Source organism: Bacillus sp. 05T21 (genome assembly GCF_056396785.1).
This window is the reverse complement of the sequence record NZ_JBFTMD010000003.1, coordinates 44,051-63,916: the sequence shown is the minus strand read 5'-3', so window position 1 is coordinate 63,916 and position 19,866 is coordinate 44,051. Positions and strand designations below refer to the sequence as shown.

At 35.5% G+C, this 19,866-nt stretch carries 14 protein-coding genes and 1 pseudogene; 4 read left to right on the top strand and 11 right to left on the bottom strand.

The window, feature by feature from the left end:
• Nucleotides 1–235: 235 nt before the first annotated feature.
• The 3 genes from AC1DKZ_RS08905 to AC1DKZ_RS08895 all read left to right on the top strand — a co-directional run bounded on the left by AC1DKZ_RS08905 (nucleotide 236) and on the right by AC1DKZ_RS08895 (nucleotide 4,244).
• Nucleotides 236–1,561 carry an erythromycin esterase family protein gene (locus AC1DKZ_RS08905; RefSeq protein ID WP_476996023.1) on the top strand — a complete coding sequence of 442 codons (1,326 nt, stop codon included), beginning with the start codon at nucleotides 236–238 and terminating at the stop codon, nucleotides 1,559–1,561.
• Between the two features lie 202 nt (nucleotides 1,562–1,763).
• On the top strand, nucleotides 1,764–2,342 hold the full coding sequence (locus AC1DKZ_RS08900; RefSeq protein WP_098780070.1) for a sensor domain-containing protein: 579 nt from the start codon (nucleotides 1,764–1,766) through the stop codon (nucleotides 2,340–2,342).
• A 114-nt stretch (nucleotides 2,343–2,456) separates the two neighbouring features.
• The gene (locus tag AC1DKZ_RS08895) at nucleotides 2,457–4,244 is read left to right on the top strand and encodes a response regulator (protein WP_476996022.1); all 1,788 of its coding nucleotides are present in this window, start codon (nucleotides 2,457–2,459) and stop codon (nucleotides 4,242–4,244) included.
• A gap of 259 nt (nucleotides 4,245–4,503) precedes the next feature.
• On the opposite strand, the gene AC1DKZ_RS08890 is transcribed toward AC1DKZ_RS08895, so the two are convergent.
• The 4 genes from AC1DKZ_RS08890 to AC1DKZ_RS08875 form a co-directional block, all read right to left on the bottom strand.
• Nucleotides 4,504–6,894: a penicillin acylase family protein gene (locus tag AC1DKZ_RS08890; protein ID WP_476996021.1), complete on the bottom strand. Its 2,391-nt coding sequence runs from the start codon at nucleotides 6,892–6,894 to the stop codon at nucleotides 4,504–4,506.
• 101 nt (nucleotides 6,895–6,995) lie between these two features.
• On the bottom strand, nucleotides 6,996–10,424 hold the full coding sequence (locus AC1DKZ_RS08885; protein ID WP_476996020.1) for a DUF4132 domain-containing protein: 3,429 nt from the start codon (nucleotides 10,422–10,424) through the stop codon (nucleotides 6,996–6,998).
• Between the two features lie 111 nt (nucleotides 10,425–10,535).
• Nucleotides 10,536–11,279 carry a DnaD domain-containing protein gene (locus tag AC1DKZ_RS08880; RefSeq protein ID WP_476996019.1) on the bottom strand — a complete coding sequence of 248 codons (744 nt, stop codon included), beginning with the start codon at nucleotides 11,277–11,279 and terminating at the stop codon, nucleotides 10,536–10,538.
• Between the two features lie 448 nt (nucleotides 11,280–11,727).
• Entirely contained in the window at nucleotides 11,728–12,309 is a 582-nt protein-coding gene (locus AC1DKZ_RS08875; protein ID WP_404449662.1) for a TetR/AcrR family transcriptional regulator, read from the bottom strand.
• Between the two features lie 221 nt (nucleotides 12,310–12,530).
• Between AC1DKZ_RS08875 and AC1DKZ_RS08870 the strand changes: the two genes are divergently transcribed.
• Nucleotides 12,531–13,778: an MFS transporter gene (locus AC1DKZ_RS08870; protein WP_476996018.1), complete on the top strand. Its 1,248-nt coding sequence runs from the start codon at nucleotides 12,531–12,533 to the stop codon at nucleotides 13,776–13,778.
• Between the two features lie 170 nt (nucleotides 13,779–13,948).
• On the opposite strand, the gene AC1DKZ_RS08865 is transcribed toward AC1DKZ_RS08870, so the two are convergent.
• The 7 genes and pseudogenes from AC1DKZ_RS08865 to AC1DKZ_RS08835 all read right to left on the bottom strand — a co-directional run bounded on the left by AC1DKZ_RS08865 (nucleotide 13,949) and on the right by AC1DKZ_RS08835 (nucleotide 19,653).
• The gene (locus AC1DKZ_RS08865; protein ID WP_431182677.1) at nucleotides 13,949–14,407 is read right to left on the bottom strand and encodes a hypothetical protein; all 459 of its coding nucleotides are present in this window, start codon (nucleotides 14,405–14,407) and stop codon (nucleotides 13,949–13,951) included.
• 381 nt (nucleotides 14,408–14,788) lie between these two features.
• Nucleotides 14,789–15,100 (bottom strand): DUF3895 domain-containing protein, encoded by a 312-nt coding sequence (locus tag AC1DKZ_RS08860; RefSeq protein WP_002190151.1) that lies wholly within the window; start codon nucleotides 15,098–15,100, stop codon nucleotides 14,789–14,791.
• 246 nt (nucleotides 15,101–15,346) lie between these two features.
• Nucleotides 15,347–15,508 (bottom strand): annotated as a pseudogene (locus AC1DKZ_RS08855) (alpha/beta fold hydrolase); the annotation flags it as partial.
• Between the two features lie 442 nt (nucleotides 15,509–15,950).
• A complete protein-coding gene (locus tag AC1DKZ_RS08850) occupies nucleotides 15,951–16,682 on the bottom strand; it encodes a M15 family metallopeptidase (RefSeq protein ID WP_476996017.1) in 732 nt (243 codons plus the stop codon).
• A gap of 48 nt (nucleotides 16,683–16,730) precedes the next feature.
• Nucleotides 16,731–17,966, bottom strand: coding sequence for a CapA family protein (locus AC1DKZ_RS08845; protein ID WP_113935898.1), 1,236 nt, complete (start codon nucleotides 17,964–17,966; stop codon nucleotides 16,731–16,733).
• A gap of 698 nt (nucleotides 17,967–18,664) precedes the next feature.
• Complete coding sequence (locus AC1DKZ_RS08840) at nucleotides 18,665–19,240, bottom strand: hypothetical protein (RefSeq protein ID WP_476996016.1); 576 nt, start codon at nucleotides 19,238–19,240, stop codon at nucleotides 18,665–18,667.
• Entirely contained in the window at nucleotides 19,225–19,653 is a 429-nt protein-coding gene (locus tag AC1DKZ_RS08835) for a hypothetical protein (RefSeq protein ID WP_476996015.1), read from the bottom strand. Before AC1DKZ_RS08835 ends, AC1DKZ_RS08840 begins: the two co-directional genes overlap by 16 nt.
• Between the last annotated feature and the right edge of the window lie 213 nt (nucleotides 19,654–19,866).

Genomic DNA, 19,866 nt, shown 5'->3' with positions numbered 1-19,866 from the left:
ATTTATAATCTAGTCTTACTTGCGACTCATCAATGTAATTATTATTTATAAGTTGTCATAGCCGATAGTACAAAAGTGTAATGATTAGTCTATGACCTGTGTCAATTAACCTTATGACAATATGTAACTAGAAAATATGATATGGGATAGATAACAATTGAATTAAGGCAATTGATTCGTGCAAGTACATGAATCAATCTCGCTTTTAAAAATAATTCAATTGAGGTGGAAAAAAATGAATAAGAAAAGAATAATTGCAATGGTTAGTACAGCTTTATTAGTCACAGGATGTGTAGAAGTAGGAAAGGCTCAAACAGTAGCAGTCGAAAATTCAGGCCAATCAATCCAAAAAAATATAGTTAAATCAATACAATCACAGGCTTATCCATTAAAAACGATAGAGCCGTCAAAATCATTTGAGGATTTAAAACCACTTAAGAAAATGATTGGGAGCGCACAATATATAGGATTAGGAGAGAATACTCATGGAAGCTCTGAAATTTTCACTATGAAGTTTCGCCTTGTGAAATATTTGGTTACTGAGATGGGTTTTACAAATTTCACAATGGAAGAAGATTGGGGAAACGGCTTAAAGCTAAATGAATATATCCAAACAGGAAAAGGAAACCCTAGGGAATTTTTAAATTATTTATATCCTACTGATGAAATTTTAGCCATGATTGAGTGGATGAAAGATTATAATGCTGATCCATCCAATAAAAAAAAGATCCAATTTATTGGGCTCGACTTAAAGGAGTTGGACCAAGGTTGCTTTAATAAAGTAATTGATTATGTAAGGCTGCATCGACCAGATTTGCTGGCAGAAGTAGAAGAAAATTATAAAGAATTGTCGGCTTTTAATGGAAGTACACAGGAATATATGGACCTTGCTCCTGAAATAAAAGAAAAGTTCAAAGCAAACGCTGAGAGAGTAGCTCGATTACTAAAAGATGAGAATAAGCAATCCAACACTGAAATAGCTTCACCCGAGTACATCTGGGCGAAAGCAACGGCAAGTGCAATAGAGAAATTTACCACAATGCTAATTCCTAACGACTATCCAAGTATGTTAAGGCTACATGAGCAATACTTGGCCGATCATGCAATGTGGGCACAAGAGACATTGGGTGGTAAAACAATGGTATGGGGACACAATATTCATATAGCTAAAGGAATTATCGATGAGAAATTATACCCTTATGTTGCGGGGCAGTATTTGAAGGAACGTTTAGACAATAATTATGTCACAATTGGCAGTACAACTACGGAGGGGAATTTCACCTTATACAACGACACAGGAGATAAGATTATAACGGATCCGATTCCACAAGATGTAAATAGTTTCAATTATACTCTCGGAAAAGTACCATATAAAATGTTTTTATTGGATAATCGTCACCTTAAAGGACCAGCAGAGAAATGGGTTAAAGCAAAAAGACCATTACTAAGTATAGGGGCACGACTCTTACCGAACGAATCGGCATACTTTGATAAGTCATTGCTTGAGCAATTTGATATTATTTTTCATATTCGAAAAACAAGTCCATCTCATATTAAATAAAAGTACAAAACAATCCCTTCTCGCATCTGCAAGAACGGGATTGTTTTATGGAGATTAATATAAGCATCTTTTTTAACCAGAAGTAGGTTACTCTCCCCTTTTTAGCATCATTTAGAAATGTCATATGACACTTTTACACTAGTGAGAATGACAAAAAAAGCAGTACAATTCGGTTATTACATAGATAGGAGCGATGAACTTTATGAAATCAAGATTCATCCAGAATGGTTATTTTTTATTGCTAACTTTCGTTACAGGATTGTTTTATTTTTGTTTTTATCTAATAGCTCTGCTATTCAGCTTCACCCTTTCATTTACGGTAATTGGGATTCCACTAGTTATACGCGTACTACAGACTACTACACCTTTTATCCAATTCGAGCGCATACAGACGAAAATTTATACAGATATTTCAACAGACTCTTATGATAGAAGTATAACAATAGATACATCGAACTGGACTCAGGTGAAATTAGTGCTTACAGATCGTCGTACTTGGTCTGCTGTCTTTTGGTTAATGCAGAAATTAGTGATTGGCATTTTCAGTCTCATTAGTGCAATCATTTTTTATGTAATGCCACTTATGTTGCTGTTGGCACCACTACTGTATCAATACATCGAAATGAATATTATATTCATACAGATAGATACTTTTGCCAAGTCCCTCTTTGTAATGTTTATGGGTATAGTATTTACCGCCATAAGTATTAGAATAGTAGATGGTTTGACAAAGAAACTTGGGGGCTATACACGTAGCATGATTCGGCAACTAAATCGATAGAAGTTTGCAATCTGTGCGTAGTATCGCAGTTTTAAATTTAAAAGTATAATAGGCATGAAGGATTAAATTATAATATATGAAGTAAAAAGGTAGGCTACTTAGGGGGTAAATGACTTGTTAGATATGGTTAAGTATTGGTTTTGGTACGATTGGATTATGTTAGGGATACGTCTACTTACTAGTGTGTCTATCATCCTAGCTACATTAAGTTTTCAGGATGGGTTAACATTGCCACTTTGGATTATTATTCTTTGGGAGGTTGTTGCCTTCTCAATTCCATGGGTAGCCTTACTGTTCAATTACAAATATTACTTGTTCACAGAAATACTGCTATATGGTGGACAATGTATATATTTAACCTCATTATTTCCGGAAGCTTACAACATATTTCTTATATCAGTGTTTCTAATTGCTGTAAATAGTAAGCATTTGTCCTATTATTGGACAGCTCCAACAACAGTTTTTATAACAACTGGAATTTTCTATGCTGTTGCGCCAAGTAATAGCTATTGGACTATGGTCACCTACTATGGATTCGCTTATGTAATGGGATTCGCTTTTCATTTATTAATCGCCAATCATAAGCAAAATGAAGTAATTCGTAAACAAAACGCGGTACTTGAGCAATATATGTCTCAGATTGAACGCATTACACTGGCAGAAGAACGGAACAGGCTGTCGAGCGAGCTTCATGATACAGTTGGTCACGCTTACACTTCTATTATTATGGGGATGGAAACGTTGCGTACCGAACTTGCTACTGAGATGGGTATACAGAGGCTAGATTCTCTGCTTGAAATGGGACGTAAAAGTATTGAGGACGTGAGAGGTTACCTACATCAAATGGATTCTCCGTGTCAATCCCCTTCCTTGATTCAATCTCTACAAAATCTTGGAGCCGAATTTCAGGAGCACGCTCAGGTAAATGTAAGTTTTAGGACATTCGGAGCGGAATATCAACTATCTCGGCAAGCGAAGATCGCATTCATTCGTTGCTTACAAGAGTCCCTTACGAATGCAGTACGTCATGGCCAGGGGACTGAAATTATAGGTTCATTGCAGTTTGAACAACAATATACGAGGTTAGAAGTTCAAGATAATGGAAAAGGAAATGTAGAATGGCAGGAAGGCTTCGGTATGAATGCGATGAAAGAACGGGCAATGAATTTGCAAGGTCAATTGTCTGTATATACAAAGCCAGAGGAAGGAATGCTTGTTACATGTACCATACCGCGACAAACTGAAATAAAAGATGGACTTATTCGTTTGTTAATTGTAGATGATCAGCCATTTGTTCGGGAAAGTTTGAGGACACTACTCGATAGATATGAAGATTTAAATGTAGTCGGTTTGGCTGAGGATGGCAATCAAGCCATCGATTTGTGTGGGCGCCTTCAACCCCATGTTATACTTATGGATTTAGATATGCAGCACATGGATGGAGTCGAAGCAACAAAAAAGATTAAGCAACAATGGCCACATATCCGCGTATTGATTTTTACAACTTTTCAAGATACCGAACAGGCGTTGGAATCGCTTCGCAACGGTGCGGATGGTTTTTTACTCAAATCTATTGAAACGTTGGAGCTAGCTAATACGATCCGACTTATTCACAAAGGTGGGACACTGATTGATCAGGGAATGTCTCACAAAATATTTGAGAAGTTTGATGAGCAAAAAGAGACACCTCAATCAAAAGCAACCGCCTATGAGCTAACAGCTAGGGAGATAGAAATATTGCAGCTAGTAGCAAAAGGACTTCGATACACTACCATAGCATCAAGGTTATATTTATCGAATGGTACGGTCAGAAACTATGCTTCCACAGCTTATACAAAGTTAGGAGTCCGTAACAAAGAAGAAGCTGTTCAAAAGGCTCTAGAAATTGGAATTATTGAATAACAAAATGTTATGCGGTGTATAAAAATAAGCAACAAAGAAAAAGAACGCTTTGTGTGGTTTCTTTTGTAACAGAGTAAATAAGGCCCGTTATCGTATAAGTAAATGTTAAAACACTTACTGTTTTGTCATAATAAAATCATTGAATCTTATTCTCTAAAATACAAAAGCCTACTATCAATTTAACTGATAGTAGGCTTTTAAAATGATTTAAGAACTGGGTTATGTTCTAATTTAACAGTTTTCATCAGTGGAAATATTATCACTTCGGCTGTAAAGTTAATACTTCCCCTTCAATTCCATCTGTATTTAAAGTAGTCGTATGATACTCACCATTCACCCAATCATCTATTTGATCATGATACCAATCGCTTCTAAAATGTCCTGACTGTCCCGGCCCCACTATATGATAACCGTTTGACATATCTTTCGTATCAATGACAAATCGCCAAGAAGCTCCATGATTTACAATACCGTTATCTCCGTAATTCGCTGCTTGAACGGTAACTTGACTTCCTCCAATTGGAACTGGTTTCTCACGATTAAATGCGAGTAGTGCCAATATACTAGATGATCTCGAAATTGGATGTGTAAAAGCAAGTTGATGGTAATCGCCCCACTTCCACTCTGCAACATTCGGTCCATATTCCTTCTGTAATTTTTTCATTACATTCTCGTACGATGTATGCACAACTTTCGTGAACCCTCCGTACTTCGTAAACCAAGCGCTATTTTCTCCTGCTACTTCTTTTCGAATCAATTCATCAACTACTTGTGACTTCCCTTCAAATAACTCCATCACATCTTTCGGTATTTCTTTTGAAAATAGCGTATTCGAAATCTCTTTCATTAACAAATGGAATATTAATGGTGCAGCTTCATCTTTACTATCGTAAAAATTCCACTTTGTTAATTGTTTTACGCCTTCTTTCTCTACTTCATTTAAAGATGCTTTATTTAACTCTTTTAAAAATATAGGAGCAAATTCTTTCCCGTATAAATTTTTTTGATCCATCTGTAACTCTTCTAAATCTTTTACCGTATACTTATCCTTCTCTTGCAAAAACTCTTGAATACGCATTTGCCTGTAGGGTTGCGCCCACGTATTACTGATATGGTACGGATAATTATCATCAACAATTTTATTATTTGCAGTTGAAATAAACCCTTGTTTTGGATTTATTACTTTCGGTAGCTGATCAAACGGAATATACCCTTCCCATTCATATTCATCTGTCCATCCTGGCACTGGCAAACTACCATCACCTTTTTTACGTATCGGTATATTTCCATTCGCTTTGTAAGCAATGGTTCCATCATTTGATGCAAACACAAAGTTTTGAGTTGGTGTATGAAAATCTTGAAGAGCCGTTTCAAACTCATTCCAATCTTTCGCCTTATTCATATTTAATACAGCCTTTAATTCAGCGGAAGGCTCCAAAGCAGTCCATTTCAAAGCGAATACTGTTTTTGTTTTCTCTTTTCCTTTATCCGCAAACTCTGAAATAACTGGACCATGCCTCGTAACCGTAACGTTATACGGAATTGTTTTCCCGCCTTTTACTTTAATAGATTCATCAACAACCGTAGCCTTTTCCCATTTATCGTTATACAAAAATTCATTTTCATTATTAGGATTTCGCTTCTCAATATATAAATCTTGCACATCAGGACCTGTATTCGTAACGCCCCATGCTATTTTGTCATTGTGTCCTAATATAACGCCTGGTACTCCTGCGAAAATAACGCCACTCACATGTAAATCTTTCATTTCAAGTTGCGATTGATACCAAATAGAAGGTGTCGCAAGAGATAAATGAGGATCATCCGCTAAAATTGGCTTACCAGATACACTCTTTTCACCACTCACAACCCAGTTATTACTACCGTTAAACTCTGGTGGAATAACTGTCTTTGAAAAAATTTGTGCTACATCCACATTTGTATTTTTCAATTCAGCTAGCAATCTAGGCGCATCTTTCGGATATGTAGGAAATAGCTCATTTGCTTGCTCTTCCGGAAGATTTTTCAACGCCCAATATCGAAATGCTTGTCCGTGCCAATGTCCTCCTAAATCAAACGCCATATACTTTCCAATCGTTAAAGAGTCCACAATTGACCATTCAGCAGGTTCATAACCTAATAGAGTAAACTCCACTGGCAATTTCTTTTCGGCCTTCGCTTCACGTATAAAAGTATTCACCCCATCCGCGAATGATTGCAGGGCATATTTCGCTTCTCCATCATATTGACTAACAGATGCTTCTGCCGCTCGCCGTAAACCGAGCGTTCGAAACAATTTATCTCGATCAACAGCTGCTTCCCCTACAACTTCACTTAACATACCAGAAGCTTGTCTTCTACTTAAATCCATTTGAAACAAACGATCTTGCGCTTGTACATACCCTTGCGAGAAATATAAATCATGCGCATTTTCCGCTTTAATATGTGGTACACCTTTACTATCTCGTTTCACCGCAACAGCATGTTGTAAATCCTCAAGTTTTATCGTTCCATCTATCTTTGGCATAGATCTCAACGTATATATGTTCAAAAAAATCATAGCGCAAATAAACAAAAAAAGAACGATACTACTAGACCAAATAAAAATTCTTTTTCCCCTATTTCGTTTCTTTTTTATGACGACTTCCATACAATCCCTCCTCTCTCAATCTATTCGCTTCTATTGTGAAAGAACCTTTTAGAAAAATTGAAAAACCCCCTTCATTTCCCTATCAATGAAGGGGGTTTTTCTTATCGTCCGCTACGCCAACTTTCATTATGACCAAGATTTGACTCGGTCGCTAATTGCACATCATATAACATTTCACTAAAGAAGCGCTTATCTACTTGTTTTGGTACAATGCGTCTCTCTTCATCAATTTCGTCGTATTCATATGAACCACGGTTCACTGTACCCGCTTTATAAAATTGAATTTCAAATACACATACATCTTCTTCACCTTCATATCCAATCGGCGCTCCGCTAAATGAAAGTTCCGCTCCTACTCCAGTTCGAGTGTCTTCTTTATAAAACGTATAATACACGCCGCCATCTTGAACAGCTCCGCGAGTCCATCCAAGTTTCGTCATCTTACCGAATAATGAGCGACCATTTAGTAAAATACCGCCAAATCTCTCAGCAGCAACCTCATCACTTTCCTCTACTACAAACACTGGACGTTCAATTTGTAGGAACGGCTGAACAATTCCCGAATTGGTCAGTTGCTCTTTCCACAACTCCTTTTCCGCCCCGGATAATTCTAACGGATGAATTAAACCGATAACAGTTCCAGATGAAAGCTCATGGTTCTCTCCTATCATTGAATAAAACGCATCATCCTCCGCACAACGGAACATTTTCAGCAACTTCCCTTCCGTATATTCACCCCAAATAAGTGAAATGGCAAATTGCTTCATAATTGGATTTTCCAAAAATACCGACTTCCACGTATCGTATGACCAGTATCGCTTTAGTGATAGCGCGGCTTCCAAACGTTGTTTCTGCATGGAAAGAGTACTTCGAAGATCCTTCTTTAAAGAGGTTAACTCTTTCTTAGCTTCTTCAGCCTTTTCTACATCATCTGTTGCATTCGGCTTTGGAAGTGACTTAATTCGTTTTCCTTCTTCTGTCTCTAATTCAATTTTTGACTCTGAAGTTAAAATAGCAGTAAAGCATCTATTTCCAAAATCAATCTTCTTTTCACCACGTATATTGAAACCAAGGTTTGGTACCAATTGATCTTCTAGTTCTTCTTCCGTTATACCACGTGTTTTCGCAGCAAGGCTTAGCGCTTCTTTTGCCGTATTACGCACTAGCTTATGTTTATATTTAAATGCCATTGCATGAATAGACATAAGTGCAAGCTTAGATGATGACAAGCCCAAAGCTCGAACAGCATCCGCTGCAATCTTTCCTCTCATATGAAGCACCCATTCATCAATTTGCTTTTTAAGTATGCCAACCATTTTATCATCACTAAATATTCCATATAATGAAAGGATTCCACGTTTCTTCACATCTGCATCTTGAGAAATCCATATTTGATATATTGTTTGCACATAATCTTTCAAGTCTTCTTCATTCAAAGTATTACCAATTACTTCAGCCGCCTCTTTCTTCTCAATGACAGAATCTGAAATATACTGCTGTATATAAGCTAACGGAATTGTTGCGTCTGCTATTTCCTTTGAATCGCGAAGACGGATCGTTGGTTCAAACCCAATCCACTGTACAAGTGCATTTCTTTTTTGTTCCGTTACTATACGACTACAAAGTTCTTCGATATTTCTTGAATCTCCTCCTACCTTTCCTATTTCAAGTAATGGAGCAAACTTCTCAATAAAAGGGGCATTCTTCTTTTCTTGTAAAGCTTCCTGTACAAGTTGCATATATTTTTCAATCTTATAATCTATAAGTATTTCCATCACATGTTCACGAACAATTTTCTTTTTATTATTAAGTTCGACCGCTACATCTTCTGCCGATTCTACATCTTTTGAAAGCAGTTTAGCTACAGACTCACGGATTTTTTTAGATGAAGCGCCTAAGCTTTTAATTAAAATCGGACGCATTTCAACCATGTTATCCCTTGCTAATTCATCCAAAATATATGCTTTTGCCTGATCAGAATACTCATCAAATCGTTCAATTATGTACGCTTGTTCTTTTACAATGACATGAACAAGCGCTTCCTTCGCCTTATTTCTCTCTTCCCCGTAGCATGAAGCTTGTTCAACTGAATAATTGATAAGCTTATCTTTACTTACTCCGTAAGAAAGCAGATCTTCTATTATTTGTTCAGGTTCTATTCCTCTGACCGAACACTCGTAAAGAAGTTCATATAAATTAACACTATATCCATCTCCAAATTGCAGGGTGAGTGCAGCTTCTCTCTTCGCCACATCATCTATATCCCAAAGGATTGCGACCTCTAAAACTGGCATATCCCAATACATATTTCTATATTTCGGATTTTCAAGTATTTGCTTCATATCCTCAAATGGCAATTTCCCTAGTAAATAATTACGATATGTGTCCCGCACTGTAGACAACTTAATTTGCAAAGCAGCTACAAAAAATTCTTCTCGCATTTTCCCTCTATTTAGCTCATGTCCTTTTTCAGCTAACATTCTTGCGATGATAAGATAATTAATTTTACTTAAATAATGCAAAGTACGTTGAACAAATCCAGGATTTTCTTCCACCATGAAGCATAGCAATTCATATTCATACGTCTTACAGAAATCTTCACTATTCAAATCATGTTGCCTCAGCCGGTGTGCAAAGAATCTTTCCTCAGAAACCCAAAACTGTTTACAAAACATTTGAATCTCTTCATATGTTTTCTTATTTACACTACCTGTTCTTTTGTAGTTTTGAGGCTGGCCGAGAGTGTGACACATATAACGTGTTGCATAGTTTATAAAACTCCACACATTTTTCTTCGCTAATATCTCAACATATCGCCTCGCAACATTTGAATACTTATGAACACTAAATAATAATCGCCAAATATGTTCTGATAAATTCCCACCTATAAATACTTCACTATCATCTTTACCTTTCATATATTGTTTAACCGCTTCAACCTTTTCCTTTTCTCTTGGTAGTCTCAATATAAATTCTGCATGCTCTTCTAATCTCTCATTCAATAAAGAACTATATGTACGAAACTTTTCATAATCTACATGGAACATTACAAGAAGTAATGTTAATTGTTGCTGAGTTGGTAAAGCGTGTAATTGTTCATCTATATAGTTCGGGTTCTCTTTTGTTAATTCTCTAAGAAAAACAACTGCTTCATTCACATAACTTGAAATACTGGATAAATATTTACATGCAATTGCTACAAGTTTGTCTAAAGGAAGTGCACTTTTTTCTAAATAAACCTTCATTTCAGGAAAACTTACATGTACAAAACGTACTACAAGAACATTTAATAATTGTCCCTCGAGTATATGGTAAAATAACCGAAAGAAATCCGGATCTTGTTTATATACTTTTCTAAAATCATTTATAAATTGCTCGGCAAAATCGCCTCTTTTTTGATCTCTAATTGTCGTTAGTTGAATATTATTTAAAATCTCTTCTTCTCTCGTTTCTAAATAACGTGATGATAATTGTTCCTGTTCTTCTGTCATATGAATATATTGAAACAACTGAGATGTATTAGTAGTCAAACTTTGTTCCCCCGCATCTTTTTATCTATTATAAAAATACCCTTATTTAATTGTAGTATAGCATACAGCCCACCGTATACGAACGTATATTCTGTATTAAATTTATGTAAATTAAAAAACACTACTCAAAACACTTCTCCTTCTCTCTAAACTTCCCATTACACACTTCTCTTCACCATATTCGCTACACCAATTCCTCAAAATTCCCTTCACATAAGCGAGCGTTCGCTTATTATGTTCAAACGCAATTTTAAGTGCATCTAGTACTGTCTCTCCTGAAACTTTTTGTATCCACTCCTTCAATTCCTTTACGATATACGGAGATAGACTACTTATATTTTGCTCATAAAACTTATAAACTTCACTATGCGAAGTATCCTCTTCTATATCTTCCTCCTCAGCAACTTCTTGTAAACTACTATTATCCTCTTCTTTTGGCATACCAAAATACTGAAGTAATAACGGAATCTTGCATTCTTCTTCAAGACATTTACGCAAAAACTTATGTAGGAACTCTTTACTTTTCACCATTTTCAGCTCACGTAATACACATTTCTCTATGTTCGTATTAAAAATAGGATTATAGTGTAGCCAATTTATAATGAATAACTCTTTCGTTTCCGCATCATATAAAATCTTCCCGTATTCCACAAACCGGTTCAATAACTTCTCAACAGTCACCATACTGTAACCAGTTTCAAGCTCTGCCAAACGTTTTGGCAATATGTAAATACCACATTGCTTCGTTTTCGTACCAGTTAACAAATATATATAAAAATAACGCTCTTCTGGCGTTAAATCTAATATGAATTCATCTTGCCAAAAGTTCACCTGCACATTACGGTACACCGCCATCAGTTTTCCTCCCGCTCCTTACTAGTAAAAAGGAAAATTCTAATCCTTCAATATAAATATAGGAATGAGGTAACGGTTTTGGCATTCGAGTTCCAAATTTTTTTACTACTACTACGCCGGTTTTATTTTTTCGCGCTTGTTTTGTTCTTGTAGTTGTTTTTGTTTTGTTTTTTCATTTCTTAGTGATTTATTACTTGGTAGGTGCTTATAATGGGCTTCGAAGGGGCTTATATAGTGTTTTCATTCCCCTCTTATCTGATGTCTAATTACAAATGTCTCCAACAATCTTCATATATTGCAGACAACCATTATGATTCACCTGCTCATATTTACACGAAAATAAAAAGTACTTGTTGCCTTCGTAGACAATTCAGTGCTTAAAGTTAAAAGTTTATAAATAAAAGTGTCTATAATCGACATAGTTGATTGATATACAATTCTGTTACATTTATTTTAGTAACGATAATATGATACATACCGAATTATCTATAACTGAACGTTCTGGGCGAGATTTCATTAACACCGTTAATCCAATTAATGAAGTGACTAGCGTTTGTGCCAATGCTTTAGCATTTACATCACTTTGCAGTTCTCCAGACTGAATACCTTTGGCGATTAACTCTTGAAATATAACTGAAAGATACATCTGATGTTCTCTAGTCAGCACTTCAAATTTTTCATTATGGGGAGCAATTTCCACCATTGTATTAATACAAAAACAGCCTTTATTTGATTCTTTTTTATATTCCTCTTCCACCATATTTTCAAAAAATATACGAATGGCCTCTTTTACAGATTGTTCTTTTTGAAGTTTCGTTCGAATGCTAGCTGCGTGTAAATTCGTGTATCTCCGTAATGCAGCTTCAAATAGCCCTTCTTTATCACCAAATGCCGCATATAAACTCGGTCTTTGTATTTCCATTTTAGCAGTTAGATCACTTAATGAAGTAGCAGCGTATCCTTTCTCCCAAAAAAGTTGCATAGCAGCATCCAAAGCTTTTTCTTTATCAAATTCACGTAGTCGAGCCATTTAATCCCTCTTCTTTTTTCACCTGTTTTCTAAATTACAAATCACGTTTTTATGTACTAATCAGTATATTATATATCGTATTAAATTATAAATGACATGTCAAAAGAAACTGAATTTAATTTACAATTCACTTGACATAGTAACTTATCCCTGATTATATTTGACTTACGAAATAACATACCGTTCGGTACATTACTTTAAAAACAAAAGGAGATGATATTATGGATGCTAAAGAAAAAATGACAACTGCTCTTACACAGAATAATGATCAGTTCCAATCACCTATCAATACAATCATGCCCCGCTATATAACTCTATTATTTTCAATAGCTTGCGGGATGGCTGTGGCGAATATATACTTCGCTCATCCTCTACTTGATTCTTTATCAAATGCGTTTAAGATCAACTATTCAACTATTGGTGTCGTTATTACTATTACTCAAGTTTGTTATGCACTCGGATTACTTTTATTAGTTCCACTTGGTGATTTGTTAAACCAAAAAAAACTTATCATTGTTCAAATGCTTTTATCCGTTTTCGCTTTAATTGTGGTCGGATTCGCTCCTTCCAGTACCGTACTTTTTATAGGTATGGCCTTAGTCGGAATTCTTGCGACTGTTACGCAAACACTCGTCGCATACGCATCCATTTTAGCTAACCCAAAAGACCGTGGGCGAATAGTAGGTTTCGTCACGAGTGGTGTCGTAATAGGAATTCTACTTGCACGTACATTTGCTGGAACATTAACAGATTTAGCGGGATGGCGTTCCGTTTATCTTACCTCTGCTGTACTTATGCTCTTCGTAATTGGTTTGTTATATCGTAATTTACCTAATCTTAAACCTAAAAAAACAGCTATGACCTATCCTAAATTATTACATTCCGTTCTCTTATTATTTGTAGAAGAGCGCCTCTTACGCATTCGCGGAATATTAGCATTGCTCATTTTCACTTCATTCAGTATTTTATGGACTTCATTAGTTTTACCTCTAAGTGCTGCACCATATAATCTATCACATACAGCTATCGGAGCATTTGGTCTTGCTGGAGTTGCTGGTGCATTAGCTGCCACTAAAGCCGGACAACTTGCTGATCGCGGATTCGGAGAGAGAACTACTGGCATAGCCTTATCCTTATTATTACTTTCATGGCTCCTAATTAAATTAATGAACCATTCTCTATTCCTACTAGTTATCGGTGTTATCCTTTTAGATTTAGCTGTGCAAGCTGTACATGTCACCAATCAAAGTATGCTTTTCACAGTGCGTCCAGAAGCGAGAAGTCGCCTCACTGCCAGTTACATGATTTTTTATTCTATCGGCAGTGCAACAGGTGCAATTCTTTCAACAAACATTTATGCAAGCTACGGATGGAACGGAGTTTGTATATTAGGTGCATCCGTTAGTGCTTGTGCTCTTTTATTTTGGGCAATGACCTTACGGCGATCATCACAACTAAAAGAAGAATAATTCATTTATATATTTTTTAATACGTATTTTTCTACAAGATTATAGAATACCATTTACTTTTTAAAATAAATCAACGGCATTTTCATATTAAAAATGCCGTTGATTTCAAATTTTATGTATGCGATTCGCCATGTCATGATAATAGATCATATACTAGCAAAATACATCTATTACAAATTACCTTTAACTTTTCCAACAATCTCGTTTATCGTATTTCGATCAAACTTGTCACTAATTTCGTGTGGCTCACGATCTCCTACTAATTGTACGCCTACGATGTCGTTGCGGTCCTTACCGTATTGCACTTCAATAATAGATCCGCGCTCTATTTGTTTCCAAATGTAACCTGCTTCATCTTTATTATCTAAAATAATACAGTCCTCAATATTTTCATCGATCCCAATTAACTTGTTATCATCCATATACCCTATCTCGTATTGTTGACGTTCTTTCGCTTTGCCGCTTACTAATATACCTTTGCTACCATATGAGTAATCCGTATAATCCTTTTTCTCCGCTTGTACCGCTTTCGGCTCTTGTACTTCAGTTTTTTCAGTAGTCCCACAACCGGTAATAAGACCGATTGGCATAACTGCAGTTAATACTACTCTAGTAAATTTCTTTATCATTTATAACTAACCTCACGTGATTAAGTTTTAGTTTCATTTATCGCTTTATTAAAGGATAACATGGCAACGCGAAGAAAAAGCCAAACAAAAAATATTATTTACATTTCCTACTTATATAAGGGACTAGGCCGTTTAAACCTAGTCCCTACATAACTTTAACTTTTCTTTACATGCTTAATGATGCTTCATCCTTATTTCTTTACTATACCCTGTACAACTTATGTGTTAGAAACTTCTTCTTTCATTTTATCCCGCTATTTGTGGGCAGTAAGACTCCCACCTCAAAATTTGGCTGGAGCAAAGAAGTTAGGTGGGAGAATAACTGCCCGTAAACGCCCGATTGGTGTAGGCTAATAATCAGTGGGGGATGCCCCCCACTGATTAAAGTTTCACTTTATATACCCTATCTCTTTTCTCATCACTTTTGACAAAAACCAGCTTTCCTTCTTTAACAAAACCTTCTAATAGTAAGCATACTTGTCCATATGCTTTCGGCTTATTCGTAGTGAATCTTTCATCGGGTATTTTACCAGCTCGTACTAATTGTTCACATAGCTCAAGTGCACTTATTTCTTCAGAATTAAATAATCCCAATATATCTTGTTGCAATGGCGATAAAGGTACTGGTATCTCAGCTACCTCCACCGTTTCTTTTTCCTCTTCAAATAAATCTTCAAATGAAATTTGATTCATTACATCTTTTCCTTTCTGATAATGAATTTGCTTAACATGAACTGAATCTTATATGTACTAGAACTTTTAAATTTAGTTATTGTTATGTAGTCCTTACCTCTTTACATAAATTTTATAACTCATGTGCATCATTTTAAGTAGTATGTTTCAATTATACCAAATATACGTTCTATCATCTATTGAATTCGTTATTGCAGAAATGAAAGCAATGGTGAACATCATCTGATTTGTTAGTTGCACAAAACATGTAACAAATCTATACTCATCTTTTAGTTTGTCAGCCACTTCTATAAAAGTAAGACTAGAGCCACCTAACCCATGTAAACAAAAGATAACCGGATTTTTCTTATTACCCCATTCTGTGATGTGTACTTTCTTATGTCGATTATTAACAAAATATCTCTTCACCCTATTCAGCTCCTAAAATATTTTCCCTACACCAACTATTTCATCTTAACAAAATTTGTAAGATGCTAACAAATAAAAAACACTACCAATCGCAGTGTTTGGGCTACCTCCACATGTCTATCAAGCTAAGAAAAGCTAACATCCAAAACAAAAAAGATGGCGAGGTTAATATTGTAGCATCTGGAAAGTAGGCAGTCTCTAAAGCCTAGTTAAGCAGATACAGTAAGCAAGTATTCTATGTTACGAATGAAAAAGAATCTGATATGAATATCAGATCCTTTTTCACTGCCTCTTTTATAAATTTAATTTCTTGATACATATATCTTTTCACACGATAACTGGTTCATACGTGCTCAAATTATCATACACCGTTTTCGCAATACTAGGAGGAAGGTTAATACTTCCACCAGATATGGCTTTTTAATAGAATCCAAGTGTATTTTTATTTGCTAGACTTAATTTTTTCGCAATACTCTTCTAAAGTTAACCCTTTTTCTTTTAGATAAACAGCAACTTCTTTTCCTACATAACGATAGTGCCATGGCTCATACTTAATGCCAGTAATATTCTCTTTATCTTTTGGATAGCGGAGAATAAACCCATACTCTGCAGCATTCTTATCTAACCATTTGAATGCATCGGTAGTTTCAAATTTTGCATTTAAATCTTCTACAGTATTCTGCCATTCAACTGAAATAATGTCTAATGCTAATCCAGTATGATGTTCACTTGCGCCAGGATACTGAAGATATTCCAATGCCTTAGCACTAGCCTCTTTATCCGACAAACCTTGAGATTTATAGCTTTTAACTGAAGCATCATAATACGTTTGTTGTAATTTTATAGCTCGATAACTTGATCTTAAATAAAGATTGATCCCCTCTTTTTTTGCAGCTGTTACCATATCCTGATAGGAAGTTGCAATTCTGCTATCGATTTTCATATTTGGCTTAGCATTTTGGGTAATACTTGTTAATTCAATTCCTAGTTCCTTTGGTAACATATGCTCTCTATTTACAAGGATAATTCTCCAATCATTAAGATCAGAGATAGGTAARACATCTTTTTTATTCGCATTTATCTCATTTTTATTTTTATCGTTATTATTAGTAGTTTCCTGAGATGTTTGCTTTCCACTACAAGCAGCAAGGCTCCATCCMAATGTCAATACCAATGCTAAAATTATAAATTTTTTAATTGTATCTCATTCCCTTTTTGTTTATTAGTCTTTATACCAATTTCCCAACACATCTCTAGGGATATCCTTGAAATCCTTCAAAGAAACGGGACCTACAAATTTTTTAATCCCATGATTTTTAGAATTTTCATCCGAATAATCTTTTAAAAATTGAATTTTAAATTGTTTCTTACCATCAGCATAGTCGGTTACTGTCGGTACGAGTGCCGCTTGTCGTATACCAAAAGTTTTATCTTCATACTTAACAAATTGTATATAGGATAATCCTCCAACCAATGTTTCTAATTTTTCTTGAGCAGAAATAAGATTTCCAAGAGAATAATAGATTAGCGTTTGATGTCCATCTTTATTTTGTTTCCACTCAATTGGTTGAATTACATGTGGATGATTTCCAATTACTACATCTACACCTAAATCTGTTAAATATTGAGCAACTTCTTTTTGTTGTTTTGAAGGTGTAGTGGTATATTCAACTCCCCAATGCACCATAACAATCACCATATCAGAACTACTCTTTGCCTTTTCCACATCATTTTGTATCGCTTTTTTATCAATTAAATTTAATGCCCAAGACTTATCAGCTGGAATTTTAATTCCATTCGTACCATATGTATAATTAAGTAATGCAAAACTAATCCCATTTTTTGTAATCGTTTTTATTTCATTGCGCTCGTTTTGACTCTCATTAATGCCTACCGGGATAACATCCGGATATTTCTTCCAGTATTCTCTTGTATTCGCAACACCTTTAATACCCATATCCATGGCGTGATTTGTCGCTTGAGTCACTATATTGAATCCAGTATCCACTAAAGATTGACCCACTTCTTCAGGTGTATTGAAAGTAGGATATCCCTGTACTTTTAAATTATTTCCTGCAATCGGGGTCTCCTGGTTCACTATAGCAAGATCACTTGATTTAACAGCTTTTTTGATATTTTCATAAATATAGTTATAATCATATGAACCGTCTTTTTGTTTGCCATCTTTAATTACTGCGTCATGGTATAAATTATCACCCGTTGCTATTAAATTCACAACCGATTTTACTTTTTTATCTTCCGTAAAATTAGGAGACTGTTGGATAGGACTTTTATCTACCCAATTTGGTGCTTTTAATGATGTATCTATATTGGATTGAGCCGGTGGTAATGAAGCTTTAGATGTCTTAACATCTGTATTACCACAAGCGGTTAAAAGCACTAAAAAAATAAGACATAATAAAAAAAACTTTTTACTTCTCTGTAAAGTATCTAACATGTGATCCTCTTTTCTGTTTTATTACTTATAACCAGTTCTAACAAATCATTCTTTAAAACAACGTATTTTGGTTTTACCCTTAATTATGGAAGGACACTTTGTTACAACTGCTTCGGAATATACGGATAATCATTTTCCATTCTCTAGCAATCTATCAATTCAATCAGAATTGATAGATTGCTAGAAAAACATGATCCATCAGGATGTCGACTAGATTCTAATCAATCCTCCAGATATTGAGTTTCATATACCTGTTCCAATTGCAGTAACTGATTTAATCTAAACAAGATAGGAGAATAGTTCATATAGCCTCTTCTCTTGCTTTACGTTCGTGAGTGGCTCCAAAAAGAGGGGATCATTGCTGTAACCCCCTTTAAATATTATGGAAGCTTTGTAACTAATTTCTTTACGTTAAGCGACAAATATTATACCGATAAAAACAAGTAAGACCCAAGAACTTATTTTACCAATATACAAAAAAAGTAGCAATCTTTTCTACGCCCTATATAAAGAAGCCAATTAGGAGAAATGCAAAAGGAAATGGCATTTTATATGTATCCTACTCTGAATTGCACATAATTTTTAGCAAAAACAATAAATACATAATTCCCCGTTTGTCTTCTATGAATTTCCGCAAAAAAAATAGAGGTAGTACCGACATTGGTACCAACCCCTCATCCAATCATTTCAATATAATTTCACGCTTTCTTCAGCGAAAATAGAATATAGATTTTTTCAATTTCATGCGATTCTTCTAATACCCACGAAGTTTGATTTAAAATCTTCTGTAACCCTTCCAATCCAAGATACCTAATTTGCACACCAATAAACTCCGTAAATCCAAGGTATCCCGGATTTACATGCGCTCGGTCGAAAATTAATGAACCCGTGACACGGGCATCCGCTGGGGAATTTTCAAAGAAACGGTTTAAATTCTCAATGATATCTGAATCCGAACCATACTCGAAAAGCCCCCCTTCCGATGAACAGAGCTGAATCCAACCTGAATGTTCCAAGCTCATTTTTAATAATGAATCCGGTTGGCTCCAGTTATAATGAGTTGTATTAAGAGCTATATCAAGACCATGGAATCGTTCCCCCTGCTGCTTCAAGACACCCATACACCTTTTTGCGAAATTAGGGCCGTAAGTATCAATATCTAAAATATTAATCTCAATCTTTCGTCCCTTAAGTAATTCCGGGTCTGATTCCTGTATTAAAATCAAAGTATTGATACTGTCCGTAGCAGCACCACCAGCTATATTAAAAAACAAAGACCCCGTTCAGGGAATTGCTTAAGCTGAGGCAACAAAATTTCCGACTGGTGTCTGCAAAGATCCCTCAGCCTAATCCGAAGTCCCATAAAAGAAGTTTGCTTCACCGCCCACTTGTCCCGAAAGCCTAATTTTATCCCCTTACTTAAACCAGGGCCTAGTTTGTACAGTAAAGTACGCATACCGCTAAGATAGGAATCATCAACATTCGACATTTTCACAAAGATATTTTGAATAAAGCTAGGCATCTTTTTTAACGATTCAATGCTCCGGGCTGATTTGAGGCAATTCAAATGATACGCCTGTTCATCAATACTTTCATTAAAAAGGGGATGAGTGATATCCAGCACCGGCAATTGAATTTCATCCTCAAAAACCGCATAGAGGATTGGCTGATTTTGATTTACTTCCATATTTTGAACTCCACCTCGCTTAAGCGATCAATTTCGAACTAACTAAAATACAAAGCTAGTATAATTCTGCTCTTCCAGAAAGATTTAAAGTTGCGGTTGTATTTACTTGCCATTCCGCACCGAACACAAAAAATGATACGTATTTATAGTATGCTTTTTGATATTACACTTTTCTTCTAGACGACAAAATTGATGGAATACAGATTAACGAGC

Excerpts from the sequence above, each read along its gene's own strand:
- AC1DKZ_RS08900 (WP_098780070.1), top strand. The coding sequence starts at position 1,764 with ATGAAATCAAGATTCATCCAGAATGGTTATTTTTTATTGCTAACTTTC.
- AC1DKZ_RS08845 (WP_113935898.1), bottom strand. The coding sequence starts at position 17,966 with ATGTTAGATACTTTACAGAGAAGTAAAAAGTTTTTTTTATTATGTCTT.
- AC1DKZ_RS08865 (WP_431182677.1), bottom strand. The coding sequence starts at position 14,407 with ATGATAAAGAAATTTACTAGAGTAGTATTAACTGCAGTTATGCCAATC.
- AC1DKZ_RS08880 (WP_476996019.1), bottom strand. The coding sequence starts at position 11,279 with ATGGCGGTGTACCGTAATGTGCAGGTGAACTTTTGGCAAGATGAATTC.
- AC1DKZ_RS08870 (WP_476996018.1), top strand. The coding sequence starts at position 12,531 with ATGGATGCTAAAGAAAAAATGACAACTGCTCTTACACAGAATAATGAT.
- AC1DKZ_RS08890 (WP_476996021.1), bottom strand. The coding sequence starts at position 6,894 with ATGGAAGTCGTCATAAAAAAGAAACGAAATAGGGGAAAAAGAATTTTT.
- AC1DKZ_RS08860 (WP_002190151.1), bottom strand. The coding sequence starts at position 15,100 with ATGAATCAAATTTCATTTGAAGATTTATTTGAAGAGGAAAAAGAAACG.
- AC1DKZ_RS08835 (WP_476996015.1), bottom strand. The coding sequence starts at position 19,653 with ATGGAAGTAAATCAAAATCAGCCAATCCTCTATGCGGTTTTTGAGGAT.
- AC1DKZ_RS08875 (WP_404449662.1), bottom strand. The coding sequence starts at position 12,309 with ATGGCTCGACTACGTGAATTTGATAAAGAAAAAGCTTTGGATGCTGCT.
- AC1DKZ_RS08905 (WP_476996023.1), top strand. The coding sequence starts at position 236 with ATGAATAAGAAAAGAATAATTGCAATGGTTAGTACAGCTTTATTAGTC.